Here is a 24,492-nt window from a genome sequence, read left to right on the forward strand (position 1 = left end):
GTTTATAGTTTCCTTTGTTCATTTACATGTAAAGTTTTTAAGTAACTATTCTGTAAAATGCCGACATTTAATATTACATGTAAGGATTGACAAATGGCAATAACCGTCTTTTATGACAAAGATTGTGATTTAAGCATTATTCGCTCTAAAAAAGTTGCGATGATTGGTTTTGGTTCTCAAGGACACGCACATGCAGAAAATCTTCGTGATAGCGGTGTAGAAGTCGTTGTAGGTCTTAGAAAAGATGGTAGTTCATGGGCAAAAGCGGAAGCAAAAGGTTTCCGTGTTATGACGGTAGGTGAAGCGACAAAATACGCTGATGTTATCATGATCTTGTTGCCAGATGAGATGCAAGGTGATGTTTTTGCATCAGAAATTAAGCCAAACTTGAGTGAAGGTAAAGCGATTGCGTTTGGTCATGGTTTTAACATTCACTACGGTCAAATCATTACTCCTAAAGGTGTTGACTGTATCATGGTTGCTCCAAAAGCACCAGGTCATACCGTAAGAAGTGAGTTTGTAAACGGTGGTGGTATTCCTGATCTTATTGCAATCGATCAAGATGCGACTGGTAAAGCAAAAGCACTTGCACTTAGTTATGCATCTGCAATTGGTGGCGGAAGAACTGGTATTATTGAGACGACTTTCAAAGACGAGACTGAGACCGATCTTTTTGGTGAGCAAGCTGTTCTTTGTGGTGGTGCTACTGCACTTGTAGAAGCAGGTTTTCAAACATTGGTAGAAGCGGGTTATGAGCCTGAAATGGCATACTTTGAGTGTTTACATGAGCTTAAACTTATCGTTGACTTGATGTATCAAGGCGGTATTGCTGATATGCGTTACTCTATCTCTAATACAGCAGAGTATGGTGACTATGTGAGCGGAAAAAGAGTTATCAACGCTGAGTCAAAAGCAGCAATGAAAGAGATTTTGGCTGAGATTCAAGATGGTCGTTTTGCCAAAGATTTTATTTTAGAGCGAAAAGCAGGATACACTCGTATGAACGCAGAGCGCGCTAAAACGGAGAGAAGTCTTCTTAACAAAACAGGCGAAAAACTTCGTTCTATGATGCCTTGGATCACCTCTAAAAAAATCATCAATAAAGACAAAAATTAAATCGTACTAAAGAGGTTACATGGGTATAGTTATCACCGTAACGTCTGGTAAAGGTGGGGTGGGTAAATCCACTACCACCGCGAACCTAGCCGTTGGACTTGCAAATTTAGGCAAAAAAGTTGTTGCGATTGACTTTGACATAGGTCTTAGAAATCTTGACATGATCTTGGGACTTGAAAATCGCATTGTGTATGATGTGGTCGATGTTATGGAAGGTCGTTGTAACCTTGCACAAGCCCTTATCAACGATAAAAAGTCTAAAACACTCTATTTTTTACCTGCGAGTCAAACCAAAGATAAAGATATTTTGAATAAAGATAAAGTTAAAGCATTGATCGAAAATCTCAAAGAGAGTTTTGACATCGTTATGATTGACTCACCTGCGGGTATTGAAAGTGGATTTGAACATTCTATTTTTCTAGCCGATCGTGCACTCATCGTTTCGACTCCCGATGTAAGTTCTGTACGCGACGCGGATCGTGTTATTGGTATTATTGATGCTAAAAGTGAGCGTGCTAAAAATGGTTTAGAAGTTGAGAAGCACATTATCATTAACCGTATTAAGCCAGAGATGGTTGATGCGGGCAATATGCTCAGTGTGGATGATGTTCTAAGTATCCTTGCACTTCCACTTATTGGTATTGTGCCTGATGATGAAGATATTATTACATCAACGAACACAGGCTCACCAATTGTGAATAAAGATAAATCACTCTCAGCAGAAGCATACCGTAACATTGCACGACGTATTTTAGGCGAAGAGGTCGAATTTTTAGACATTCGTGTGAAAAAAGGACTTCTCTCAGCACTCAAAGGAATTTTCAAATGAGTTTCTTCAGTGATCTTTTTGGAAAGAAAAAAAATACGGCAGATGTGGCAAAAAATCGCCTTAAAATCATGCTTTCCCATGAGAGAGCGAGTTGTAAGTTACCTTATTTAGACGATCTTCGCAACGATTTGATCGCTGTTATTAAGAAATATACCAAAGTGGAAGATGTTAAAATCACCTCCCACAACAATCAAAATCTCGAGCTACTAGAAGTTGAAGTCATTCTTGGAAAGTAATTGCATTTATGGTAAAAAAAAATAAAGAAAATCAAAAAACAGAAGAGGGTATGCCTCTTACAGAGATAAAGTCCGCTCAACTTAGAAAGTATAGTTTGCTTATAATGCTTATTTTTACGCTTCTACTGACAGCTTTTGGTGTGTATATCTACATGACTACTTCGTACGAACGCTACAAAATAGTTCAAAAAGACCAGATGTCCGCTAATGATGAATTGATGCGTAAGATGAAGCAGATGTTAGATGATGAAAAAATGCGTCAAGCATCGCTGCCTCAACCACCATCGACTCCTCTTGTTGAAGCCAATGTGACAGAAAGTAATCAAAGTAGTGAAAAACCTGTTGAAAACAACGAGACACACACGACTCCTGTTGTGGTGCAACAGACTCCTGAAGAGGAGAGTAAGACGCAAGAACTCTCCGAAGTCCATGATTATCAGCGAAGTATCAAAGAGAGTGGAAAGCCAGCGCGCCCACACGAAGTTGTTCGTAAAAAATACCCAGAAGGAACAACGCCAAAGCTTGCCATTATCATCGATGATGTTTCTTTCGCTTGGCAAACACGCTCCATTAAAGAGATACCGTATAAAGTGACTCCTTCATTTTTTCCTCCAACAAAAGGGCATCCTGATACTGTACGTTTGTCGCATGATTTTGAATTTGCGATGATCCATCTCCCCATGGAGTCAAAAAACTACTCTTCGCCTGAGCCTGAAACACTTAACGCGGTTGATTCAAGTGAGGTGATTGAGAAGAGAATTAAACGTATAAAAGCGTTGTTTCCAGAGCTAATTTATTACAACAACCATACCGGTGGTTCCTTCACAGCAGATTACAATGCAATGGATCGCTTGGTGAAAGTTTTGAAAGAGAATGGTTTGGTGTTTGTTGATAGCCGCACCGTTGGTAACAGTAAAGCGCCTGAGATTACGAAAAAATACGATATGTTTCTCTACTCAAGAGACGTTTTTCTCGATAACTCACTTGATAAAAACTTGATTCGTACGCAACTGAGAGAAGCTGTTACAAAAGCTAAAAAACATGGTTATGCCATTGCAATTGGACATCCGCACAAAAATACTTTAGAGGTTTTAAGAGATTCGAAAGAGCTCTTAGAAGGTGTGGATTTGGTTTATCTAAAAGACTTATAATGATCCAAACGATAGACTTTCATGTCCCTGAATTGGAGATAATGAAAGTCTATCCAAAACCGCTTTACTACCTCGGTAATCCTGCTCTTTTAAAACGCCCTAAAATTTCTATCGTGGGTACTCGCCATCCCATTGCTTACACAAAAATTTACACACAAGAGATTGCTCGAAAACTCTCCCTTGCAGGTGTCTGCGTTGTAAGTGGCGGAGCGCAAGGCGTTGATGGGCTAGCGCACTTTTCTGCAGGGGTTGAAAACACGATAATGGTTGCAGGAACGGGTTTAGATATTCGTTATCCCTCTTTACATGTAAAGCTAATTGAGGGGATTGAAAAAGAGGGGTTGGTGCTCAGTCAATTCGAGGCAGGGCAACCCTCACTCAAATGGAATTTTCCTCTGCGCAATGAACTTGTTGTAGCCCTTGGTGACGCGCTTATTGTCACACAAGCCGATCTTAAAAGTGGCACAATGCACAGCATAGAGTTTGCTCTTAAAATGCAAAAGCCTATTTATGTGCTTCCACATCGTTTGGGTGAGAGTGAAGGCACAAACTGGCTTCTCTCCAAAGGGTTGGCCACACCTATTTATGACATTGATGCGTTTGTCGCTCTTTTTGGTAAAATTGATGTTACATGTAAAGATGATTTCCTCATCTATTGTGACACACATCCGCTCTACCACGATGCTGTCGCAAAATTTTCACAAAAAGTATTTGAATATGAATGTTTGGGTAAAATAAGAGTTGAAAATGGACGCATTCTACGCGCGTAAAGGAAAAGTATGGGTTTTGAATGGATTTTGGCATTTTTAGCTTTGGGCTTAGTCGTTGGTTTTATGGCGGGATTACTTGGAATCGGTGGAGGAGGCATTATGGTGCCTGTTTTGACCTCAATTTTCTTAGCGCAAGGTGTTCCTGTGGAGCAAGTTGTCCACATGGCACTTGGAACCTCAATGGCATCCATTGTTTTTACATCCTTTGCCAGTATGCGAGCACACCATAAAAAAGGTGCTGTGATGTGGAATGTTGTCAAATATATGGCTGGTGGCGTTGTCATTGGCACTTTTGCGGCAACGTTTCTCGCAACCTACATGAAATCTGTTCATCTTGCCATCTTTTTTGCTATCTTTATGGCGTATGTTTCCATTCAAATGGCGATCGATAAAAAGCCAAAACCAAGCCGTGAACTCTCAACTCCTGCTTCTTTGTTCAGTGTGGGCTCACTGATTGGCATAGTCTCCGCTTTGGTTTCCATCGGAGGAGGCTCACTGACTGTTCCTTATCTTGTGTGGCAAAATGTGGATTTGAAAAAGGCAATAGCAACGTCTGCAGCCATTGGATTTCCACTCTCCATAGCGGGCACGGTTGGTTACATCGTTAATGGCATGATGCACAGCTCCGGTAGTGGAGCAGAGATGATGTTAGGATTTGTGTATCTGCCGGGTGTTGTGCTTATTTCAATTGTGAGTTATTTTACTGCCCCGTTGGGTGCAAAGATGGCACATACCCTTCCTGTTGGCAAACTCAAAAAGATTTTTGCTTTACTTCTGATGATACTCAGCATTAAAATGCTCACGTCTGTCATCTAAAATATTTTTACATGTAAAGAGGAAAATATGATGCGAAAAGGTTTTTTACTGACACTTTTACTTCCACCGTTTCTTATGTGCGCGAGCAGTAGCAATCTTTTTGATGAAAATAAGCCGCTTGTTGCCCTAAGCAGTTGCATGGAGCGCGTTGAGATCAAAAATAGTCATACCCCTGTTGATCTATTTAAATCGAGTGCAAAGTGCATTGAAGAAGAAAAATACCCTCAAGCAGTTGAGCTTTATCTGGTGGCGACGGCGTATGGCTATTTTGATGGAGCACGTGTGGTTGATAAAAGCACACGACAAGTTTTAGATACGCTCAAAACAGAAATTTTTGGACCACTCGATGCCAATAAGCGCAACCAGTTTGCAGAAGTTTTACGTACTAAATTGGACGATATGAAATCAAGCTGCAACTTTTTAGAAAAACTGGGAAAGCCGACCTATTATCCAAAATACATGGTACAAAATGGTGTCACACGTGGTGATGGACTTATTTTGAATTATGATGCAAGAGTGATCTGGGAAGATACCCGCTTTAGCTATTTGAAATGCCCGTAAATCATCTTTACATGTAAAGCTCTAAAGATAACGTTTGGCTAGACCTCCGAGCGAAGTCTCTTTGTAGTTGGTGTTCATGTCTTTTCCCGTTTCGACCATCGTTTGGATGATCTCATCAAAACTTACTTTATGCGCTCCATCGGTGTATGAGGTGTATTCTGCTGCGTCAATGGCGCGAATGGCCGCCACCGCGTTGCGCTCGATGCAGGGTACTTGCACGTAGCCTGCTATGGGGTCGCACGTCATACCAAGATGATGCTCTAACCCCATCTCTGCCGCATAATCAATCTGTTGTAAATTGCCGCCAAAAAGATACGATGCCATGCCTGCTGCCATCGAACATGCCACACCTACTTCGCCTTGACATCCCACTTCTGCACCCGAAATGGAGCCATTGAATTTTACGATATTCCCCAAAAGTCCCGCAACGGCAAGAGCACGCAAACAGTCAATTTGATCTAAGTTGTAGAGTTCTTTAAGGTAGCGAAGGACAGCAGGTACGACCCCACATGCCCCACAAGTGGGTGCTGTCACGACAATATTGCCAGACGCGTTCTCTTCACTGGTGGCGAGGGCATAGGCGAAGATGATGCCATGTGCTCGTTTTTCTTCTTTTCGTGCTTTGGCAAAGAACATGGGAGCTTTTCTGGGGTATTGGAGAATGCCTGGCAGAACGCCGGATTGTTTCAATCCTCGATCGATTGTAGTCTGCATGCTCGCCCACACCTCGGCAAGATACTCCCAAATCGCTTCGCCTTCGTACGTTTCGACGTATTGCCACAGCTCTTTATGCTCTTTTTCGCACCATTTTATAATCTCGCCAAGCGTTGTGAGCGGATAGATCGAAGGCTCAGGTGTAGCACTCTCTCCCGCTTCTTTAAGCGCACTGCCTCCCACGCTGTAAACTTCCCAAGAGCCTAGTAGCTCTTGTTTATTGTCAAATGCTTCAAAAAACATGCCATTGGAGTGAAACGGTTTGGTGATGTCGGGGCGAAAAAGGATTTCAACACCCTTCGTTGCTAAGGCTTGATGCAAGGCATCATCGGTTAAGTGACCACGCCCTGTGGCGGCAAGCGAGCCAAAAAGCGTGACGCGGTACAAAGAGGCATTTGGGAAGCGTTTTTTAAAAAGCGTGCCAGCGTTATAAGGTCCCATCGTGTGGCTAGAAGAGGGTCCATGCCCAATGCAGTAAAATGATTTGAGTGATTGCATGACACACCTTTTACATGTAAAAATTGTGGTGGATTATAGCACATAAACAGATTTTCATTTCGAGAGAATGCTTAAAAAATGAGCCAATAAAAGGTGTAAAGAGCGCTTTAAATCAATCTTAGATAGAATTAAGTCATTCCAATAAAGAGCAAATTCGTGAAAAAAATAGCAAGTATTGATATTGGGTTGAAACGTATTGGTGTGGCACTCTGTTTGGCGGCGGGAATTGTCTCACCGCAAGAGGCGATATTGCGTAAAAATCGTGACCAAGCCGCGCGCGATGTTGATACTTTTTTAAACGAATGGAGCATCGAGCTTCTGGTTGTAGGACTTCCAAAAGGCGGCAGTAGCAGCGAAGAGATGGAGCGGCGCATCAAACACTTTGTAAGCCTGCTAAAATTTAGCGGCGAAGTGGTGTACCAAGACGAGTACGGCTCAAGCAATGAAGCCAAAGAGATGATGCAAGGTGTCATTCGTCAAAAACGTGATGGACGCATTGACTCTATGGCGGCAAAAGTCATTTTAGAACGCTATTTGGATGCAGAAAAGGCGAGTCATGGTTGAGCTTGAAGTTGCCGAGATTATCGGTACGGTTGCTTTTGCGCTGAGTGGTTTTTACGTAGCAGTCAAAGAGAAGCTTGATCTTTTGGGTGTTTTTATTGCTTCCTTTTTGACAGCACTTGGCGGAGGTCTGGTACGCGATATGCTAGCCGATCGTCCTCCTTACACTTTTACGCATCTATTGCCTTCTTTCTTGGTGATTGCCGTGATCGTTTTGAGTGTTCTTTTGCAATTGCACCGTAAAGATGAGATTGAAAAAAAAATCTATTTTATCATTAGCGATACGTTAGGGTTGGTCTCTTTTTCGATTTCTGGAGCGTTGATTGGGTTGCAAGTAGGGTTTAACTTTTTTGGTGTGGTACTTTTAGCGCTTGTAACCGCTGTTGGAGGTGGTGTCATTCGAGACATCTTGCTCAACCGTGTACCCTTACTCTTAACCAGTGAGTTTTACGGTACGGTCTCGCTTTTAGTAGGGGCGATTTTGTTTGTGTTTGCGCAGTTTGACATTGGTGGATATGTACCTGTGATGGTCGTATTTGCTTTTGGCGTAGCGCTTCGGTTGCTGGCGTATTATAAACAGTGGAATTTGCCCAAAATTGGGTAAGGTTTTTTTTGCTATAATTGCGTTTTTTAGAGGAGTACGTGATGGATTTTGAAACAATGGATAAAGAGTATGTGTTGCAGACGTATGCGAGAAACTATGTCAATTTTAAACACGGTATTAACGCAACACTTTTTGATGATAAAGGCAGAGATTATATCGATTTTACGAGCGGTATAGGTGTGGTCAGTGTAGGACATGGCAATCAAAGACTTGCCGATGCGATAAGTGAGCAAGCACGCAATATCATTCATACGTCTAATCTTTACATGATCGAACCACAGGCAAGACTCGCCAAAAAAATCAATGAACTTACAGGCTTTGATGTTGCGGTCTTTTTTGGAAACTCAGGCGCTGAGGCGAATGAGGGAGCCATTAAACTAGCACGCAAATACGGTGAGAAAAAATTTGCCAATAAAAAATATAAAGTCTTAACCCTAGAACACTCGTTTCACGGAAGAACCATAACAACGGTGAAAGCAACAGGTCAAGAGAGCTTTCATAAAACGGCTTTTGCACCGTATCCAGAAGGATTTTCATACACAAAAGAGATCGCAGATCTTTACAATGCTATCGATGATGAAACGGTTGCCGTCATGATCGAACTCGTGCAAGGCGAGGGTGGCGTTAAAGCGTTTCCAAAAGCAGACATTCAAGCGTTGGCAAAGTTTTTAAAAGAGAAAGAGATTTTGCTCATTATCGATGAAGTGCAAAGTGGCGTCTTTAGAAGCGGCGAGTTTTTAGCGACATCTCTTTATGAGATTGAGCCAGACATCATCACGCTTGCAAAAGGTCTTGCGGGTGGCGTGCCTATCGGTGCGGTTGTGACCAAACACAAAGACATCTTTGAAGCGGGAGATCACGGCAGTACGTTTGGAGGAAACTTTCTCTCCACACGCGCAGGACTTGAAGCGTTAACCATCTTAGAAGAGTACAAACAAAGCGGTATGCTGGATGAGGCACTGATCTATTTTGATGAGAAACTAAAATCTACATGTAAAGCATTTCCAGAGCTTTTTGAAAGCGTAGAAGGACTTGGTTTAATGCGTGGTATGAGATGTCTTAATGGCGACATCTTAGCCAGTGTCATCAAAAAAGCGTTTGAGCATGGTGTCCTTGTACTCAAAGCGGGCAAAAATACGCTTCGTTTCTTGCCACCACTCACGATCTCTAAAGAAGAGATGGATGAGGGCTTTAAACGTCTAGAGAGTGCGTGCAAAGCGCTTTTGTAAAAGAGATACGTGAAATTTAGCGAGTATATGCAAACGTGGCTCTATGGCAATGAGGGCTACTACACTAAAGAGCGAACCATTGGAAAAGAGGGTGATTTTTACACCGCTGTGAGTACGAGTATGTTCTTTGGTGGATCTATTGCTAAACGACTGATTTCAACCATTGAGTGTGGGTTTTTAAGCCCAACTTGTCATGTGGTTGAGATCGGCGCGCACAAAGGCTATTTGCTTGCCGATATGATTCAGTTTATCTATACCCTCAAACCAGAACTTCTTCAAACCCTTACATTTATCATTGTTGAGCCTTTTGGCGCGAACCAAGCGATGCAAAAAACGTACTTTGAAGAGGCATTTGGTGATGCCATAAAACTTTTACATGTAAAGTGTTTGGAAGCGTTTACATGTAAAGAGGCATTCTTTGTTGCCAATGAGATTTTCGATGCTTTTTCGTGTGAACTCATCAAAGAAGATCAAATGCTTTTTATTGAAAATGGAAAAGCTTTTTTTGATGTAATGGATGAAGAAACGAAGGGAAAAGCGGACGAATATGGCATTCACAAAGGAGAGCTTTGTTTAGGGTATGAGCCTTTTGCAAAAGCAATGAGTCACTGTTGTGGACGCTTTGAATTTGTCACGTTTGATTACGGCGAAAAAGAAGCGAGAGATGATTTTTCACTGCGTGTTTATGCGAGCCATCAGGTGTATCCTTTTTTTGCACTCACCGATTTAGTGGAAGAAAAGCTGCGCGAACAAAATGATTTTAATACCTTTTTTGCCAATTCAGACATTACGTATGATGTCAACTTTAGTCATCTTTTTCATGCCTTTGAAAAAAGCGGCATCAGAGTGCATGACTATGGCACTCAGATGAAAGCGTTAGTCGATTTTGGATTGATTGAGCTTTTAGAACTGTTTGCTAAAAACGTTTCAGAAAAGCAGTACGAGATAGAATTAAACCGTATAAAAACATTGATCGATCCCTCTTTTATGGGCGAGCGATTTAAAATGGCGTGTTTTCGCAAAGGAGAAGTGTAATGCAATTAATCATCAATGGCGAAAAAAAAGAGAGCAAAGCCAAAACAATCAAAGCTCTTTTGGATGAACTAGGCATTGAGAGCAAAGTGATGGCAGCGGCAGTGAATATGAATGTCGTTAAAAAAGAGCAGTGGGAAAGCTATGAGCTTGCGGAAAGTGATAAAGTGGAATTTCTACAGTTTGTGGGTGGCGGTTAATGCCAAAGTTGGCGGGTGCTTTTTTGACCTTCAATAATCACTACAGCGATAGCAAAGCCGTTGTCATGAGTGATGGAGAGCGAAAGATCGGTTATTTCATACATTTCAATCAAATGACGTGAAAGCGTAAAGTAGGGTGCATTGCGTGCATCTTTGTAGAGTTTAATGTCAAAAAATCCGCATTGTTCACTAATCCCAATGCCAAGGGCTTTCGAAACAGCCTCTTTCGCGGCATAAAATCCAGCAGTCGTAGCATCGTTTTTAGCAAGAAGTATCTCTTCGGGGGTTAAAAATTTAGCAAGCGCCTTGTCTCCAAAGCGCTCTTTGAGTTTTGTAATTCGTTCTATCGAAACGAGGTCTATACCGATCATTGAACCACGAAATCTGTAAAGTAGATGTTTTTGACTTGTCCATCGGAAAGATTTTCATTGATTTTATCAAGCACTTCTTCTTTGAGCTTGTCTTTGCCTTTAAGTGTGCTAATTTCTTCAAATGTTTTAGAAGAGAACGTACGAATGATAATGTCTCTAATCAACGATTTTTTATGATCCATCTCAGGCTGAAGTTTAACGTCACTGAGTTCTAAATCGACAGCAACTTTTAAAAAGCGGTTACCGCTTTCACTGAGTAAGTTGACAACAAATTGTGCCATTGGGTACATCGGACCTATAGCAAGGTGATCGGTTGATTTTTTGCTACTACTGCTTTTTTTCTTCTCTGTTTTCACATCTGGGGCATGTGCCGCTGTTGACGCTGCTTCTTCATGACTACTACTGCCTAAAAGTAAAAAAGCCGCCGCACCTCCACCTACAAGGAGTACTACCAATAAAACAATAACAATGATGAGAACCATATTGCCTTTGGGTTTCTTTTCAACTGCGACGTCGCCATCTTCAGGTTTTTTACCAGCCATTCTTCTTTCCTTTTTTACATGTAAATATGCTTTTCACATATATCGTTTAATTTTGTGAAAAATTTACATCCATTCGATTAATTTTGAAACTTCATCGATATTATAACACTTGATTCCCTCAATTTTTTCCAATGGAAGGGATGGAACAACTGCTTTTTCAAACTGCTGAGACTTCGCCTCTTTGAGTCTAAGATCAAGGTTGAAGATGTCACGTACATCGCCAATCAAGGAGACTTCACCTATGAAGATGGTGTCTTTGCTAATAGGGCGATTGCGATATGAGCTAATAATCGCTGCAATAATGGCAAGATCGGCAGAGGTTTCGCTGATCTTAATCCCTCCAGCGATGTTGATATAGACATCGTATTGATTAAGAGGCAGATCAAGCTTGCGCTCTAAAAGTGCCAAAAGCATAGTAAGGCGGTTGAGTTCATATCCGGTTGCACTGCGTTTGGGGTTGGGGTAGCCACTATCACTCACCAATGCTTGCACTTCGAGCACGATGGGACGGCTTCCTTCCATCAAAACGGTGATAGCAGAGCCCGCTTGTGCTTTGCCACGAGTAAAAAACTTTTTAGAAATGTCTTTAGCGCTAACTAATCCCGCTTTGGTCATCTCAAAAATGCCCACTTCGCTGGTTGTGCCAAAACGGTTTTTAAAACCTCGAAGCAATCTGAGTTCGCGTGAAGAGTCGCCCTCAAAATAGAGCACCGTATCAACCATGTGTTCAAGCACACGAGGCCCTGCGATAGAACCCTCTTTCGTAATATGCCCGATAATGAAAATAGCGATATTTTTATCTTTGCCATAACGCATCAACTCAAATGTAATCTCTCGGACTTGTGAGACACTTCCTGGCGCTGAGGCTACTTTTTCGCTGTAAATAGTTTGAATTGAATCAATGATGAGGACTTCAAATGCGTGTTGCTCAAGTTCTTTAAAAATCGTATCGAGTCTGATTTCAGAAAGAAGGTAGAGATTTGGGTAGTTACTGTCAACACGGTTAGCGCGAAGTTTGATCTGGCTTGAAGACTCTTCGCCACTCACATAGAGAACTTTTTTACCCTCTTTGGCAAGGTTTCCCGCAATTTTTAAAAGCAGGGTTGATTTCCCCACACCTGGGCTTCCACCAATGAGCGTGAGACTTCCTTGAACAATGCCTCCACCAAGAACGAGGTCAAGCTCGCAATCGCCTGAACTGTAGCGCTCAATCTGTTCAAAACTTACTTCCGTAATAGGAATAGCGTTACTTTGTGTACTGGTCGTAGGTTTGGAGTTAATCTCTTTAAGGACTTCTATCTGTTTATCGCTCAGTTCTATATACTCATCCCATGCACCACAATTTGGGCATTTACCAAGCCATTTGGCACTTTGATGTCCACAGGCTTGGCATTCAAAAAGAATCTGTTTCTTAGCCATGGGTACTAGTAAAAATAGAGTCTAAAATCGTGTTGATGTAATCATCTGCATTAAAAGGTATGAGGTCGTCTCGTCCTTCTCCCACACCGACATAGATAATAGGAAGTGCCAATGCTTTAGCTATGCCAAAGAGAGAGCCACCTTTAGCCGTACCATCAAGCTTCGTGATGATAATCGCATCAATGCTAATCATTTCATGAAAGGCTTTTGCTTGGTTAATGGCAGAAGTGCCTTGTGTCCCATCTAAGATCAAAATCTTACGGTGAGGAGCGCCACTCAGTGCTTTATCACAGATACGTACAATTTTTTTAAGTTCATTGGCAAGATTGACTTGGTTGTGTAACCGTCCTGCAGTATCGATGATGACATGATCAATCTTGCGAGCAATAGCGGAACTGATGGTATCGTATGCAACAGCTGAGGGATCATGCCCTTGTTGTGTAAAGATGATGCCAACATCAATTTTTTCTGCCCAGCTTTTAAGTTGTTCAATCGCTGCGGCTCTAAACGTATCAGCAGCTCCTAAAAGCACACTTTGATTCTCTTTTTTATAGTTGTGAGCCAGTTTTGCAATGGTCGTTGTTTTTCCTGCACCATTGACGCCAATCACAAGCTCGACAAAAGGCTTTTGAAGCGTTTCAATGGACGAAGTAGTATCGTATTTAAAATAGGCTTTGAGAACACGCTCTACATCAACACGTGCTACATTTTGAGAAGGGGGAAGATAGTAAATAATCTCTTCCACGAGTTCATAAGGAATATCAGACTCAATTAAAATCTCTTCTAAAAGCGTTTTATCAATTTTTTCGACTTTTTCAGGGAGTATCTCTTTGATGACTCCAAGAGTTTTACCCAGTCCTTTTTTGATTAGTCCAAACATTTAAAGCACTTTTTTGATGTCGGCGTCGATCATCTCTTCGGGGATGGCACCTACATAATGTGTGGAGTATTTACCTTCTTTGTCATACAAAAACATTAAAGGGATATTTTTAACGCCACCCGCACTTTGCGCAAATTTGAAGTTTTCGATACCGTTTGTAATGATGTAATTAATGTTATTAAATTTCACAAAACTGCTGATTTCTTCATTGGATTTGTTTTCTTCTAAAAGAACACTAATAATGACCAAGTTCTCTTTATATTTTTCTTGAAGGTTATTAAGATGCGGAATTTCAGCTTTGCAAGGTGGGCACCATGTGGCAAAGAAATTGACTAAAACGACTTTATTTTCATATCCAGAGAAGCTAAAACCTTTTTCAAGAGGGGTAACAACAATCTGTTTACCTGAAATATCTTGAAGTACAATCTTTTCATTTTTAATCTCTTCTTGCACTTTCGTTGATTTATCTTCTGTTTTCTTTTTTTCTGAAGAACATCCGCCCAAAAAGAGCATAGAACAAGCAATAAACACAGCAAACCAAAACTTCATCATGATCCTTTAATTAAGAGTTTCTATAGAACTCTGTTTGATATGCTTTCAAAGCAATGCTTAGAAAGCTACATTAGCCACTAGAGCGCGTGAACTTGCCTCAAATGAGGCTAAAACTTCTTGCAAAACGACAAGAAGTCTATTATAATGGCTATGATTGTATTCAAACATGCCTTAAAGTGACAACAATGCAAAAAATTAAGTTCGAAACAAAATCAGAATTTCGCTCCTTCGCAAGAGCCAAACTTTGTTCATTGCGCAATTCTTACAAGCGCGATAAAATAGTCGAAAAAAATATTTTGGATCTGTTACATCACGTTAAAGCTCGTTCGGTTTTACTCTATGTTTCATTGCCTATTGAAGCCAATACGCAGGGCATTATTGCTACATGTAGACGAAGAAAATATAAGGTCTATGTTCCGTTTATGGAAGGTATTAGTTTCAAGATGGTAAAATGGAGATTGCCTTTGAGTACAAAAAAATTTAACATTGAAGAGCCTAAAAACTCTTTTGCTGTTAAACCAAAAATTGATTTTGCGATAGTGCCCGTCATTGGGGTTGATGGGGCATTCAAAAGAATTGGTTTTGGAAAAGGGATGTATGATCGATTTTTCGAGTCTCTTGCACCAAAACCTCCAATAGCATTTGTTCAAAAGGAGTTTTGTATGACACAAAACCTTTTATCAGAAGAACATGATATTGCAGCAGATATTTATTTAACCCCTTATAAAACTATTATTAAAAGAGGGAAAAATGGTTCTAGAGTCACTAGCGGTAGGTGGAGCTGCTGTAGTCAGCGGCGTTGCAGGATTTTTCATCGCAAAAAAGATGGAAGCTGCCAATTATGAGATACACGTTGCCCAAGCCAGGGCTAAAGCGAAAGCGATTGAACACGAAGCGGAGTTAATCCTTAGTAGTAGTAACATTAAAGTTAAAGAAGCCGAATTAGAGGCTAAACGCAAGTACGAAGACCGTACGATCACTCTTAAAAAAGAGCATTCTGAGAAGATTTTAGAGCTTGATAAAAAAGAGCGTGGTTATAAAGAAGAACTCAAAAAAATTACAAAAGAACGTGAAGATTTACAACTTTTACAGACCAATGCAGCCTCTTTGTTTGATGAGGGAAAGCAGCTTAAAGAAGAGTACAACATTAAGGTCAATGAAGCACTTGTTGTGTTGGAACGCTCATCGGGTCTGACACAAAGTGAGGCTAAAGAGATTGTTTTAGCCAAAGTTGAAGAGCAGTCTCGTGCTGAAATTGCGCATACGGTTAGACGCCTTGAAGAAGATGCAAAACAAGACATTAAACGTCGTGTCAATTATATTTTAGCGCAAGCAACAACGCGTTTTGCGGGTGAATTTGCGGCTGAACGTCTTATCAATGTGGTTAATATTAAAGATGATGAACTCAAAGGTCGTATTATTGGTAAAGAGGGTCGCAATATCAAAACCCTTGAGATGCTTTTAGGGGTTGATATTATTATTGACGATACTCCAAATGCGATTATTTTAAGTAGCTTTAACCTCTATCGTCGTGCAATTGCAACCAAAGTCATTGAACTTTTGGTTCAAGATGGCAGAATTCAGCCTGCGCGCATAGAGGGTATTTATGAGAAAGTCAAAGATGAATTTGACCAAAGCTTGACCGAAGAGGGTGAAAATATCATCATCGATCTTGGTATTTCTAAAATGCATCCAGAACTTGTAAAGCTTATAGGTCGTCTAAAATTTAGAGCAAGTTATGGTCAAAATGCACTAGGTCACTCTCTTGAAGTGGCGCACCTTGCAGGTATTATTGCGGCAGAAACGGGTGGCGATGTTCTGCTTGCTCGTCGCGCTGGTATCTTACATGATATCGGTAAAGCGTTAACCCATGAAACAGCAGGAAGCCACGTTGATTTGGGTGCAGAAATTTGTCGTCGTTATAAAGAGCACGATGTCGTTATTAACGCTATTTTTGCGCACCATGGACATGAAGAACCAACTTCGGTTGAAGCCGCAGCTGTCTGTGCTGCCGATACGCTCTCCGCTGCACGTCCAGGGGCACGTAGAGAAGTTCTTGAGAGTTTCTTGAAACGTGTTCAAGATATTGAAGAGATCGCAAAAAGTAAGCAAGGTATTAAACAAGTGTATGCGATTAATGCGGGTCGTGAGATTCGTGTTATTGCCAATGCCAAATTAATTAATGATGACGAAGCTGTACTTTTAGCCAAAGAGATTGCTCAAGAGATTGAGAGTAAAGTGCAGTACCCTGGTGAGATTAAAGTCAATGTCATCAGAGAGTTACGCGCTGTTGATTTCGCGCGCTAAACACTTTTACATGTAGAGGAAATTTCCTCTACATTCTGCTTCTTAATGGAAATCTAATGCACAACACACTCTATACTTTCAAAACCCTTTTTCACGAGATGAAGCGCTATAAAAAAGAGTTGATCTTTGCCAATGTTGTAGCTTTTCTAGCAGTGCTAGTGAGCACACCTGCACCTCTTTTGATGCCAATGTTGGTGGATGAAGTATTACTCGGCAAAAAAGGCTTTTTAACGCATAGCATTGATACTTTGTCGGCGCAAAACAACCCCGCTTATGTTTACATTGCTTCTGTTTTGTGTGTTGTTGTGTTGCTCAGATTTTTTTTCTTTTTATTGAACTATTGGCAAACGAAACTGTTTACGATTGTTTCTAAAAATATCGCTTTCAAAATGCGTAAAGATGTGTTAGCACACTTAAGCCATGTTGCAATGAATCAATTTGAATTTTTTGGTTCAGGTAAAGCAGCTTCACTGCTTGTAACCGATGTTGAAACCATTGATAATTTTTTAGGTGTTTTTGTCAGTCGTTTAATTATCTCAGTGTTTACCATTGTAGGGGTAGGTGCTGTGCTTTTGATGATTCATTGGCAATTGGGACTTTTTATCTTGATTTTAAATCCAATAGTTATTCTTTTTACAACCAAATTGGCAAAAAAAGTAGCAAAACTAAAAAAAGAGCAAAATAAAGCATTTGAACTTTTCCAAGACGCTCTTTTAGAGACGCTGGATATGTTTGTACAAATTCGCGCAACCAATAAAGAGAGACTCTTTTTTGATAAAGTTGAGCAACATGCTAAAACAATTAAAGAGAGCTCAATCATATTTGGCTATAAAAGTGATGGTGCTAACCGTCTTTCTTTCCTTGTTTTTTTATCAGGCTTTGAACTTTTTCGAGCGGCAAGCATCTTTGTTGTTGCCTATTCGGATTTGAGTATTGGTTCAATGCTTGCTATTTTTGGTTATTTATGGGTAATGATGCCACCTATTCAAGATATTTTGAATATCCAATATACTTACCATAATGCAGGTAAAGCACTGGATCGTATTAATGAAATTATGAGATTAAACACAGAAGAGAGAGGTTTACATGTAAAGAATCCCTTTTCACAAAACAGTACCAATGCAATTGAGGTCAAAAACGTCAGCTTTAGCTACGATGGCGGTAAAAAGATTTTAGAGGACATTAGCCTTAGTATTCCAAAAGGCTCAAAAATCGCTATAATAGGGGCAAGTGGAAGTGGAAAAACCACGTTGGCTCATTTGTTAGTTGGGCTTTATCCTCTTGAAGCTGGTGATATTTTGTTTGATGGTATTTCAATCAAAGAGATTGGCTTGGATGTGGTGCGTGAGCATCTCTTTTTAGTGTTACAAAATCCACAACTTTTTAATGCTTCTATGGCTCAAAATTTGATGATTGATGCAAAAACGGATAGAGGGTTGATCAGCGAGGCACTTCAAATTGCTCAGTTGGAGAGTTTTGTCAGCGAATTGCCCGATGGGCTAGACACGCAAATAGGCAAGCATGGCATTAAACTATCAGGTGGTCAAAGACAGCGCCTATCCATTGCGCGCATGGTGTTGCAAAATCCTAACGTGGTTATCTTGGATGAGTCCACATCGGCTTTGGATGTGCATACAGAAGCAAAACTCTTTAATGCGCTTGAAAACTATCTTGAGGGCAAAACGACAATTATTATTGCCCATAGGCTTAGTACCATTAAAAAGGCTGATTTTATCTATGTCCTTGACAAAGGAAAAATTGTGGAGTCAGGAACACAAGAAGCATTGATGCGCCAAGAGGGTGCATTTTATGAATATGTTGTACAAAATAGAAGGAGTAAAAATGATGAAAAAATTATGGCTTAGCCTACTGATGGGATTATTAATTTCCACAGCACTCTACGGTTCAGCAGAAGAAAAATTACTTGATTCTTCCAATGCCCTTAAAAATATGATGCGCGATTCTAAGATTAGAATTCCTCAAAAAGTCTTAGATAACGCTCAAGCGATTGCAATTTTTCCCGCTACCATTGAAATTAGTATGTTCCTAGGTGGTAAAACGGGCAATGGCGTTATGGTTGTACGTCGCAGTGACGGCTCTTGGAGCTATCCTTTCTTTGTCAATTTGGGAGGGGCTGGACTTGGTTTCCAAGTGGGCGTTGAGAAAAAAGATATCTTGATGATTTTCAAAAGCACAGACAGTGTGAAGAAGCTTATGAACAATAAAATTACACTGGGTGTTGACGCATCTGTTGCTGCTGGTCCTGCGGGAGATAGTGCTGGCAGAGGTAGCGAAACTGACTTTAAATCGGAAGTGTATACCTATACCAAAACACAAGGTGCTTTTGTAGGTGTTTCATTTGATGGCTCGGTTATGAACCATGACTATGATCAAAATATTGAGCTTTATGGCAACAATATCACCCCTGAGCAGATTATAGAGTCTGATGGTTTGCTTTCATCGTATGCTATTGAGGAATTTCTCAAAGCAGTGCGTAAGCTTACAAGCTACTAAGGATTCGTGTGGAAGATATTCTTAGTTCTCTCTCAACGTATGGTTATATTATACTTTTTGCGTACTCTTTTGGCGGCGGCATGATAGCAATCATCGCCGCAGGAGTACTCTCTTATGCAGGCAAGATGGATCTTACAACCTCGATCGTTGTAGCGGCATTTGCTAACGCTATTGGCAGTACTTTTTTATTTTACATGGGGCGATACAACAAAAAAGCACTTATACCCTACATCAAAGCACATAGACGAAAACTAGCGCTCAGTCATATCTTGATGAAAAAGTATGGTGACAAGATCATCTTTATTCAAAAATTTATCTATGGGCTTAAAACGTTAGTTCCTATGACGATAGGACTGACAAAATATCCACAAACTAAATTTCATATTATCAATACGATTTCAGCCATTTTATGGGCGGTTATATTAGGTATAGGAAGTTTTAGGGCAGGGGAGCTTTTAATGCGTATTGCTGCTTATTTCTCAGACAATACAATACTCGCTCCACTTATACTACTCTCCATTGTTGGAATAATCTGGTCTTACTTCCAATACGCTACCAAAAAAAAGCATTAGCATTAGCCCTAAGAGACTTCATACACGTGAAGTCTCTTATTTAAAATATCTTATTACTCAAAACAAGCATTTTCTGCTCGAAGCGATTCATAAATTCATTGTATGCTTTACGTGAGTGACTGATGGTACAGATTAAACTTTTCATAGAAGGCTCCTCTGTTTTAGACTTTTTTCAAAAGGTTATGAAAGAAGTCTATTAAATTTTCATTATTGTAATAAAATTTGAAAATATGCTATAATAATATTTCAAAATGAAATGTTGGAGGATGAAATGCCAGATATTTTAGCTGTTTTGCATAAAGTTAAAGATATTCTCTCTCAAGAGTTGGGCGAGCGCAAAGTCTTTGACAAAGATGTTGCCGAAGCGCTTGGTATCAATCAACTGACGCTTGCTACTATGAAAAATCGTGCCAAAATTCCTTATAAAGAGATTTTAGAGTTTTGTGCTAAACGTAAAATTTCGATCAATTGGCTTTTATTTGATCAAGTGGTTGAAAGCTTGCAAGCCGAGACTGATAAGTTTGCTCGCGTACACTATTTTAGAGATATTTACGCTTCTGCTGGTGGAGGTGCTCTCAACGAAGAAGAAGAGGGTGAGATGATGTACCTCGATGAAGAGATTGTTCAAAAGCTCGGTGGCATTGGAATGATCAAATACATTCAAGCGATTAATGTGTTGGGCGATTCAATGGAGCCAACGCTTTACAGTGGCGATGTTGTTTTTATCAATAAAGAATATACCAATGCTCGTAAGGCTGGCATTTATGTTGTTTCAACGCCCGTAGGTCTGTTTATTAAACGTCTTCAACTTCATGCCAATGGTACGGTTGCCCTTGTCTCTGACAATGAGGCGTATGCTCCTGAGATTATTAACGCTGAGGATGTTCAAGTGATTGGTAAAGTGGTTGGGAAGTTATCGGCGAATGTTTAAAATGCCGTCTTACATGTAAAGCAAAAATGCTTTACATGTAAAGATTTTTTTAGAGTTTATCTTTGATTTCGATGGTGATCATTTTATCGTTTTGAGCGATACTATCAAGCACTTTGAAGCTCTCTTTGTCGTCTTTCTCAATTGCACCAAATACAGTGTGTACGCCATCTAAGTGAGGACAATCAACAAAGCAGATGAAAAATTGGCTACCGCCAGTATTTGGACCTGCATGTGCCATTGAAAGCGAGCCACGTTTGTGTTTACTTTTTTGACCTTTACATTCGCACGCAATATTCCAACCAGGACCGCCAGTTCCTCTACCACTTGGACAACCGCCTTGTGCCATAAAGTTTTTAATGACACGGTGGAAAATGAGCCCATCGTAAAATTTGTCATTGGCAAGTGTTGCGAAGTTAGCGACTGCAATAGGTGTCTCTTCAGGGTTTAATTTAATGACGATATCACCTTTTTCTGTTTTGATAATAGCGTATTGAAAAGCAGCCAATTGCTCTTTTGTGTAGTCGTATGTTTTAAGTTTGCTCATCGTTTAAAGCCTTTATGATTAAGTTAAGTGCGGATTATAACAAGCGATTCCTATAAGCTGTATTAACCCTTTTTGTTAACCGATACATTTATGCGTGTTAAGACATTTTTAGGATAGACTGGGTCTTGCGGTGGAGGCGAAGCAATGATAATATGTTGCAGCACACTCATCTTTTGACTCTCTTTTGCAAACTCGACCAATAGCTTATCCATAGGAAAAAACTGTAGGTATGTTAAAAAGGACTTTTCCCAGTCAATTTCATTATCCATTAAATTTTTAGCCTCTTTGAATTGTGCAATATAGATTTTTTTCATAATATTGGCAACATTTTGTTTGCAGATAGAGATATTCATATAAGGCTCAATGTTGTTAAAGACCTTCTCATATTCTCTTGCTTCAACCAGCGCCATTTGTTGATTATGAAAAAGCTGCTTCATCTCCTCAAGGGTTTGCACCAATGCGTAATGACTTTGAAGTTTGAACTGTTCTTGTGTTTTAACGGCTTCAAAAAGCATGTTGTTAGACACTTGATGCTCTAAAATGAGTAGAGCTTTGGATGCTTCTTTAAGCCGATTGGCTTGATTTTGATAAGGTCTAAACTGATGCAAGATATCCGCTAAGATCAAAGATTGCTTGTAATTTTTTTCCTCTAAATATTTCAGTGTTTCTTGCTGTAAACGTTCTCCTACTTGAAGGACTTTTTGGTACAAAGAGGTCGCTTCTAAGAAGTTGTTTTGGGCGACCAGTCTAAAATAAAAGTTAAAATTTTTCTCTTTAACGGAAGATTCTGCCAGCGTAAAGATACCTGAGCGTTTGAGCATATTTTCGATGAGTTGCTTTTTCTCTTCGACTTCTAAAAAGAGTTTAAGACTCTCTTTGGCAGCCTCTTTATTGAGCAATGGTTCACGCGCAAGGAGGATTTGTGCTTTCTGGAGACTTTTATTCCACAGAGCTTCTATTTGAGCAAATATAGAGCTTTTTCTAAGTTCTGGTTTAAACTTGACAAGATCATACGCAGGTGCATAGCTCATACTTCTAAAATATCTTTGAAGTGCTATAAGATCAGGCTGTAATGCTTCAATTTCGCTAAACTCAAGTTTACATTTTGGATGAAATAAGAAGGGTTCAGCGATCTTTTGTGCTTGCTCAATTTCGCCACGAGAGAGAAGATTCATGATGGTTTCTTTCTCTTCAAGCCAATATTCATAGATTTTTTTGGTCTCTCGATGCGACATGAGAAAAATATTTTTTTGAAAAAGAAGACAGGCGTTTTTGACCTGTTTGAGCTTGATAAACGTAATAAATTGCTCTTCGAATTCTCTATGATTGTAAAAGATAAGTTCGCCTGTTTTGAACCCCATAATAAAGTATTTTTGGGTTCGTGAAAGCGTTGTTACACCATAATAAGGCAATTTGACTTGGTATAAAATATCAAGGGTTTTAACATAAACGGCAAAAAGTATCGATTCACGCGTGCCAATATAAACAAATTTCTTACTGTGAGAAAGCACCATAACAGAAGGCCAGACACTTTCATCTAAGACCATTTCTTTGACAATTTTGCCTTTGAAAAGGTCGATTTTAAGTATTTTACCATTTCGTGTAATGGCAAGAAGCGTTTGGTCGTCCACAAAAGTCATCATTTCGATGACTGCATTTAACTTTTGTTCAAATACGATTTTAAAGCTATTGATTTTGTAGATGATAAGTTCGCGTGAAAAAGAGGCACGTGCAGCAAGGCTGTACTCTTCTGAGATCGCTACAGCACTGATGGAATCACTTGATACAGGAAGTTCAGCTTGAATAGTACCATCTTCGGGACTGATGATGTAACTGCGACCTCGTTCGTTACCTGTAATGAGAAAAAGGTCATCTTCACTAAGGGCTGCTTTACTGACGGCTTGATGTTGGTTGTAATGAAAAGAACTGATAGGCATGATTTTAGCGCGCGTATCAATGACATGTTCCAAGCTTTGTTCTGAAAAAGAGACATAAGCAAAGTTGTGTCCCACGGCAAAAGGGCGTTTATAGTAATCGAAAAGGTTTTGTTGGTATTGGCTAGAAAGAGGCGTACTTTTGGTGATTTTTAGTTCATTAAGGTCTATTTTGTGCAGATGGCACTGATTGTCAATGACATGTAAAATCGATTCATCGGCGACACTCGCACAGGAGATTGCCGTATGAAAGGCTATCTCTCTTGAACTTGGCAGCATAATTCAAAGTCCTCTTGTTTGACGATACAGATCATATAAGCCTGAGGTTTGTATTGACTGATTTTGACTAAAACTTCCAGTATATGCCCTATGGATTTTATGACACCTTTAAAGGTAATATCACCATCATAAGGCCAATTGTTTTTTATAGACTCTATACTGGTAAAGTAGTCCATTTCTTCAAATGTGATCAACTCTTTGAGCTGGAGTTCTTGGGTTGTAAGCTTCAGCAGAAGAGTCTCATCAATGTGATTGCTTACGATCTCCTCAAAAAGGGCATTATAGTTTTCTAAGATCAGATTATCGGTTAAAAGTGCCGATGCAAAAGGAATCTGTTTTAAAAGCTCATCTTCTTTGACGTCCATCGCAAGGCTTAGGTTCGCCTTAGATGTCTCTTCATTGTTTTTGTAGAGTTCGGTGAGGTCTTGAACTATGCTGATAAATTCAATGATTTCACCTTGAGCATCTAAAATAGGGACAATGGTTTTATAGTGATACAAAGGGGTTAACGTGCGTGTTTGATTGATCATAAGACCTTGCCACGTTTTTTTAGCTAAGATTGTTGTCCAAATATCAGAGTACAATGTTTTTGCATTCGAAGGGTGGCTGATGATGTCGTGTTTTTTCCCGATAATTTCTTCTTTGCTATAACCTGTTGCCTTACAAAAATTGTCATTGACATCAGTAATGATGCCATTTTTATCGGTAATGGAAACGATGGTCGCTTTATCAAGTGCCTCTTTGTAGGCTTTTAAAATAGAATTTTTAAGATCAAGTGATTTGGATTGGACGTGGGCAATTTTTTTAAGTTTTTCATTAGTGATTTCTAAGTCATGTTTGTATTGAATCAACTCTTTATCTCGTTGTATACGTTCAACAATGGTATGCAATACGCGAAATATTTGCTCACTTTGAAGTGGTTTTGTAATGAAATTATCGACACCTAAGTTGATAAGTTTCATAAGATATTCGCTCTCATTGTGTGCAGAAGTGACGAGAATAGGAAGTTTAGGATAGAGCATTTTGATTTGCTCAATCATCTCAATGCCATCCATAACAGGCATTCGCATATCGGTAATAATGAGATGGTAAGACTCTTGTGCAAGCTTTTGAAGTCCCTCTTGCCCGTTGGTTGCTACATCTACTTGTGCAAAAATATCACTTAGAAAAAGACTTACCTCTTCACGAAGAGAAAGATCATCTTCTACGTACAATACTTTTAACTCTTTGCTCCAAGCGATAAGCTGGTCGATAGGGTTTTCCATTACGGTTCTCCATATGGATTTGATGGGCTTATTATATACTTTTGGCGTTGTATTTGTGTTGTATT

The 24,492-nt window shown here is 39.9% G+C and carries 27 protein-coding genes; 18 read left to right on the top strand and 9 right to left on the bottom strand.

The genetic code is table 11. The annotated features are described in order from the left end of the window. The first annotated feature begins 93 nt into the window (after positions 1-93). The 7 genes from ilvC to N0B29_RS04785 are packed head-to-tail and all read left to right on the top strand — an operon-like array spanning position 94 to position 5,479. Positions 94-1,116, top strand: coding sequence for a ketol-acid reductoisomerase (gene ilvC / locus N0B29_RS04755; protein ID WP_263832562.1), 1,023 nt, complete (start codon positions 94-96; stop codon positions 1,114-1,116). A 19-nt stretch (positions 1,117-1,135) separates the two neighbouring features. Then, the gene (gene minD, locus N0B29_RS04760; RefSeq protein WP_263832563.1) at positions 1,136-1,945 is read left to right on the top strand and encodes a septum site-determining protein MinD; all 810 of its coding nucleotides are present in this window, start codon (positions 1,136-1,138) and stop codon (positions 1,943-1,945) included. Beyond that, positions 1,942-2,181 (top strand): cell division topological specificity factor MinE, encoded by a 240-nt coding sequence (gene minE / locus N0B29_RS04765; RefSeq protein WP_263832564.1) that lies wholly within the window; start codon positions 1,942-1,944, stop codon positions 2,179-2,181. The genes minD and minE overlap by 4 nt, the downstream gene beginning before the upstream one ends. A gap of 8 nt (positions 2,182-2,189) precedes the next feature. Continuing rightward, positions 2,190-3,332, top strand: coding sequence for a divergent polysaccharide deacetylase family protein (locus N0B29_RS04770; RefSeq protein WP_263832565.1), 1,143 nt, complete (start codon positions 2,190-2,192; stop codon positions 3,330-3,332). After that, positions 3,332-4,102: a DNA-processing protein DprA gene (locus tag N0B29_RS04775; protein ID WP_263832566.1), complete on the top strand. Its 771-nt coding sequence runs from the start codon at positions 3,332-3,334 to the stop codon at positions 4,100-4,102. Before N0B29_RS04770 ends, N0B29_RS04775 begins: the two co-directional genes overlap by 1 nt. 9 nt (positions 4,103-4,111) lie before the next feature. Then, positions 4,112-4,918 carry a sulfite exporter TauE/SafE family protein gene (locus N0B29_RS04780; protein WP_263832567.1) on the top strand — a complete coding sequence of 269 codons (807 nt, stop codon included), beginning with the start codon at positions 4,112-4,114 and terminating at the stop codon, positions 4,916-4,918. 30 nt (positions 4,919-4,948) lie between these two features. Further along, complete coding sequence (locus N0B29_RS04785; protein WP_263832568.1) at positions 4,949-5,479, top strand: hypothetical protein; 531 nt, start codon at positions 4,949-4,951, stop codon at positions 5,477-5,479. A 21-nt stretch (positions 5,480-5,500) separates the two neighbouring features. Here N0B29_RS04785 and N0B29_RS04790 read toward each other — a convergent pair whose 3' ends face one another. Beyond that, positions 5,501-6,691, bottom strand: coding sequence for an L-serine ammonia-lyase (locus tag N0B29_RS04790; protein WP_263832569.1), 1,191 nt, complete (start codon positions 6,689-6,691; stop codon positions 5,501-5,503). A 156-nt stretch (positions 6,692-6,847) separates the two neighbouring features. On the opposite strand from N0B29_RS04790, the gene ruvX reads away from it, so the two are divergent. Genes ruvX through thiS form a run of 5 tightly spaced genes read left to right on the top strand, consistent with a single transcriptional unit; the run spans position 6,848 to position 10,317 of the window. Continuing rightward, positions 6,848-7,255 (top strand): Holliday junction resolvase RuvX, encoded by a 408-nt coding sequence (gene ruvX, locus N0B29_RS04795; RefSeq protein ID WP_263832570.1) that lies wholly within the window; start codon positions 6,848-6,850, stop codon positions 7,253-7,255. Then, the gene (locus N0B29_RS04800) at positions 7,248-7,856 is read left to right on the top strand and encodes a trimeric intracellular cation channel family protein (protein ID WP_263832571.1); all 609 of its coding nucleotides are present in this window, start codon (positions 7,248-7,250) and stop codon (positions 7,854-7,856) included. Before ruvX ends, N0B29_RS04800 begins: the two co-directional genes overlap by 8 nt. 41 nt (positions 7,857-7,897) lie before the next feature. Continuing rightward, on the top strand, positions 7,898-9,085 hold the full coding sequence (locus tag N0B29_RS04805) for an aspartate aminotransferase family protein (protein WP_263832572.1): 1,188 nt from the start codon (positions 7,898-7,900) through the stop codon (positions 9,083-9,085). Between the two features lie 9 nt (positions 9,086-9,094). Next, complete coding sequence (locus N0B29_RS04810; RefSeq protein ID WP_263832573.1) at positions 9,095-10,120, top strand: SAM-dependent methyltransferase; 1,026 nt, start codon at positions 9,095-9,097, stop codon at positions 10,118-10,120. Beyond that, on the top strand, positions 10,120-10,317 hold the full coding sequence (thiS, locus tag N0B29_RS04815; RefSeq protein WP_263832574.1) for a sulfur carrier protein ThiS: 198 nt from the start codon (positions 10,120-10,122) through the stop codon (positions 10,315-10,317). Before N0B29_RS04810 ends, thiS begins: the two co-directional genes overlap by 1 nt. Here thiS and acpS read toward each other — a convergent pair. The 5 genes from acpS to N0B29_RS04840 form a co-directional block, all read right to left on the bottom strand. Beyond that, entirely contained in the window at positions 10,314-10,688 is a 375-nt protein-coding gene (gene acpS / locus N0B29_RS04820; protein WP_263832575.1) for a holo-ACP synthase, read from the bottom strand. The genes thiS and acpS overlap by 4 nt on opposite strands. Next, on the bottom strand, positions 10,685-11,230 hold the full coding sequence (fliL, locus tag N0B29_RS04825; protein WP_263832576.1) for a flagellar basal body-associated protein FliL: 546 nt from the start codon (positions 11,228-11,230) through the stop codon (positions 10,685-10,687). The genes acpS and fliL overlap by 4 nt, the downstream gene beginning before the upstream one ends. Positions 11,231-11,293: 63 nt before the next feature. After that, positions 11,294-12,649 carry a DNA repair protein RadA gene (gene radA / locus N0B29_RS04830; protein WP_263832577.1) on the bottom strand — a complete coding sequence of 452 codons (1,356 nt, stop codon included), beginning with the start codon at positions 12,647-12,649 and terminating at the stop codon, positions 11,294-11,296. Continuing rightward, positions 12,642-13,529 (bottom strand): signal recognition particle-docking protein FtsY, encoded by an 888-nt coding sequence (gene ftsY / locus N0B29_RS04835; RefSeq protein WP_263832578.1) that lies wholly within the window; start codon positions 13,527-13,529, stop codon positions 12,642-12,644. The genes radA and ftsY overlap by 8 nt, the downstream gene beginning before the upstream one ends. Then, positions 13,530-14,078, bottom strand: a complete 549-nt coding sequence (locus N0B29_RS04840; RefSeq protein WP_263832579.1) for a TlpA family protein disulfide reductase — start codon at positions 14,076-14,078, stop codon at positions 13,530-13,532. It abuts the gene before it with no gap. Positions 14,079-14,266: 188 nt separating this feature from the next. On the opposite strand from N0B29_RS04840, the gene N0B29_RS04845 reads away from it, so the two are divergent. The 6 genes from N0B29_RS04845 to N0B29_RS04870 all read left to right on the top strand — a co-directional run bounded on the left by N0B29_RS04845 (position 14,267) and on the right by N0B29_RS04870 (position 20,405). Beyond that, positions 14,267-14,926 carry a 5-formyltetrahydrofolate cyclo-ligase gene (locus tag N0B29_RS04845; protein WP_263832580.1) on the top strand — a complete coding sequence of 220 codons (660 nt, stop codon included), beginning with the start codon at positions 14,267-14,269 and terminating at the stop codon, positions 14,924-14,926. After that, entirely contained in the window at positions 14,832-16,388 is a 1,557-nt protein-coding gene (gene rny, locus N0B29_RS04850; protein WP_263832581.1) for a ribonuclease Y, read from the top strand. Before N0B29_RS04845 ends, rny begins: the two co-directional genes overlap by 95 nt. Positions 16,389-16,444: 56 nt before the next feature. Continuing rightward, positions 16,445-18,253 (top strand): ABC transporter ATP-binding protein, encoded by a 1,809-nt coding sequence (locus N0B29_RS04855; protein ID WP_263832582.1) that lies wholly within the window; start codon positions 16,445-16,447, stop codon positions 18,251-18,253. Then, positions 18,231-18,902: a lipid-binding SYLF domain-containing protein gene (locus N0B29_RS04860; protein WP_263832583.1), complete on the top strand. Its 672-nt coding sequence runs from the start codon at positions 18,231-18,233 to the stop codon at positions 18,900-18,902. Before N0B29_RS04855 ends, N0B29_RS04860 begins: the two co-directional genes overlap by 23 nt. 8 nt (positions 18,903-18,910) lie before the next feature. Further along, positions 18,911-19,474: a DedA family protein gene (locus N0B29_RS04865; RefSeq protein WP_263832584.1), complete on the top strand. Its 564-nt coding sequence runs from the start codon at positions 18,911-18,913 to the stop codon at positions 19,472-19,474. Positions 19,475-19,745: 271 nt separating this feature from the next. After that, a complete protein-coding gene (locus tag N0B29_RS04870) occupies positions 19,746-20,405 on the top strand; it encodes a LexA family transcriptional regulator (RefSeq protein WP_263832585.1) in 660 nt (219 codons plus the stop codon). Positions 20,406-20,454: 49 nt separating this feature from the next. Here the strand turns inward: N0B29_RS04870 and N0B29_RS04875 are convergent, their stop codons facing one another. From N0B29_RS04875 to N0B29_RS04885, 3 genes are all read right to left on the bottom strand, one after another. Further along, positions 20,455-20,949, bottom strand: coding sequence for a peptidylprolyl isomerase (locus N0B29_RS04875; RefSeq protein ID WP_263832586.1), 495 nt, complete (start codon positions 20,947-20,949; stop codon positions 20,455-20,457). A gap of 62 nt (positions 20,950-21,011) precedes the next feature. Continuing rightward, on the bottom strand, positions 21,012-23,162 hold the full coding sequence (locus N0B29_RS04880) for a hypothetical protein (protein ID WP_263832587.1): 2,151 nt from the start codon (positions 23,160-23,162) through the stop codon (positions 21,012-21,014). Beyond that, positions 23,138-24,427 (bottom strand): response regulator, encoded by a 1,290-nt coding sequence (locus tag N0B29_RS04885; RefSeq protein ID WP_263832588.1) that lies wholly within the window; start codon positions 24,425-24,427, stop codon positions 23,138-23,140. The genes N0B29_RS04880 and N0B29_RS04885 overlap by 25 nt, the downstream gene beginning before the upstream one ends. Positions 24,428-24,492 lie beyond the last annotated feature (65 nt).

The sequence above is a fragment of the Sulfurospirillum oryzae genome (assembly GCF_025770725.1).
Taxonomy (GTDB): domain Bacteria; phylum Campylobacterota; class Campylobacteria; order Campylobacterales; family Sulfurospirillaceae; genus Sulfurospirillum; species Sulfurospirillum oryzae.

Coding starts and splice junctions, on each gene's coding strand:
- N0B29_RS04870 (WP_263832585.1), top strand. CDS start 19,746: ATGCCAGATATTTTAGCTGTTTTGCATAAAGTTAAAGATATTCTCTCT.
- ilvC (WP_263832562.1), top strand. CDS start 94: ATGGCAATAACCGTCTTTTATGACAAAGATTGTGATTTAAGCATTATT.
- radA (WP_263832577.1), bottom strand. CDS start 12,649: ATGGCTAAGAAACAGATTCTTTTTGAATGCCAAGCCTGTGGACATCAA.
- N0B29_RS04780 (WP_263832567.1), top strand. CDS start 4,112: ATGGGTTTTGAATGGATTTTGGCATTTTTAGCTTTGGGCTTAGTCGTT.
- rny (WP_263832581.1), top strand. CDS start 14,832: ATGGTTCTAGAGTCACTAGCGGTAGGTGGAGCTGCTGTAGTCAGCGGC.
- ftsY (WP_263832578.1), bottom strand. CDS start 13,529: ATGTTTGGACTAATCAAAAAAGGACTGGGTAAAACTCTTGGAGTCATC.
- N0B29_RS04800 (WP_263832571.1), top strand. CDS start 7,248: ATGGTTGAGCTTGAAGTTGCCGAGATTATCGGTACGGTTGCTTTTGCG.
- acpS (WP_263832575.1), bottom strand. CDS start 10,688: ATGATCGGTATAGACCTCGTTTCGATAGAACGAATTACAAAACTCAAA.
- N0B29_RS04840 (WP_263832579.1), bottom strand. CDS start 14,078: ATGAAGTTTTGGTTTGCTGTGTTTATTGCTTGTTCTATGCTCTTTTTG.
- minD (WP_263832563.1), top strand. CDS start 1,136: ATGGGTATAGTTATCACCGTAACGTCTGGTAAAGGTGGGGTGGGTAAA.
- N0B29_RS04855 (WP_263832582.1), top strand. CDS start 16,445: ATGCACAACACACTCTATACTTTCAAAACCCTTTTTCACGAGATGAAG.
- N0B29_RS04785 (WP_263832568.1), top strand. CDS start 4,949: ATGCGAAAAGGTTTTTTACTGACACTTTTACTTCCACCGTTTCTTATG.
- N0B29_RS04880 (WP_263832587.1), bottom strand. CDS start 23,162: ATGCTGCCAAGTTCAAGAGAGATAGCCTTTCATACGGCAATCTCCTGT.
- N0B29_RS04775 (WP_263832566.1), top strand. CDS start 3,332: ATGATCCAAACGATAGACTTTCATGTCCCTGAATTGGAGATAATGAAA.
- minE (WP_263832564.1), top strand. CDS start 1,942: ATGAGTTTCTTCAGTGATCTTTTTGGAAAGAAAAAAAATACGGCAGAT.
- N0B29_RS04790 (WP_263832569.1), bottom strand. CDS start 6,691: ATGCAATCACTCAAATCATTTTACTGCATTGGGCATGGACCCTCTTCT.
- thiS (WP_263832574.1), top strand. CDS start 10,120: ATGCAATTAATCATCAATGGCGAAAAAAAAGAGAGCAAAGCCAAAACA.
- fliL (WP_263832576.1), bottom strand. CDS start 11,230: ATGGCTGGTAAAAAACCTGAAGATGGCGACGTCGCAGTTGAAAAGAAA.
- N0B29_RS04770 (WP_263832565.1), top strand. CDS start 2,190: ATGGTAAAAAAAAATAAAGAAAATCAAAAAACAGAAGAGGGTATGCCT.
- N0B29_RS04885 (WP_263832588.1), bottom strand. CDS start 24,427: ATGGAAAACCCTATCGACCAGCTTATCGCTTGGAGCAAAGAGTTAAAA.
- N0B29_RS04860 (WP_263832583.1), top strand. CDS start 18,231: ATGATGAAAAAATTATGGCTTAGCCTACTGATGGGATTATTAATTTCC.
- N0B29_RS04845 (WP_263832580.1), top strand. CDS start 14,267: ATGCAAAAAATTAAGTTCGAAACAAAATCAGAATTTCGCTCCTTCGCA.
- N0B29_RS04805 (WP_263832572.1), top strand. CDS start 7,898: ATGGATTTTGAAACAATGGATAAAGAGTATGTGTTGCAGACGTATGCG.
- N0B29_RS04875 (WP_263832586.1), bottom strand. CDS start 20,949: ATGAGCAAACTTAAAACATACGACTACACAAAAGAGCAATTGGCTGCT.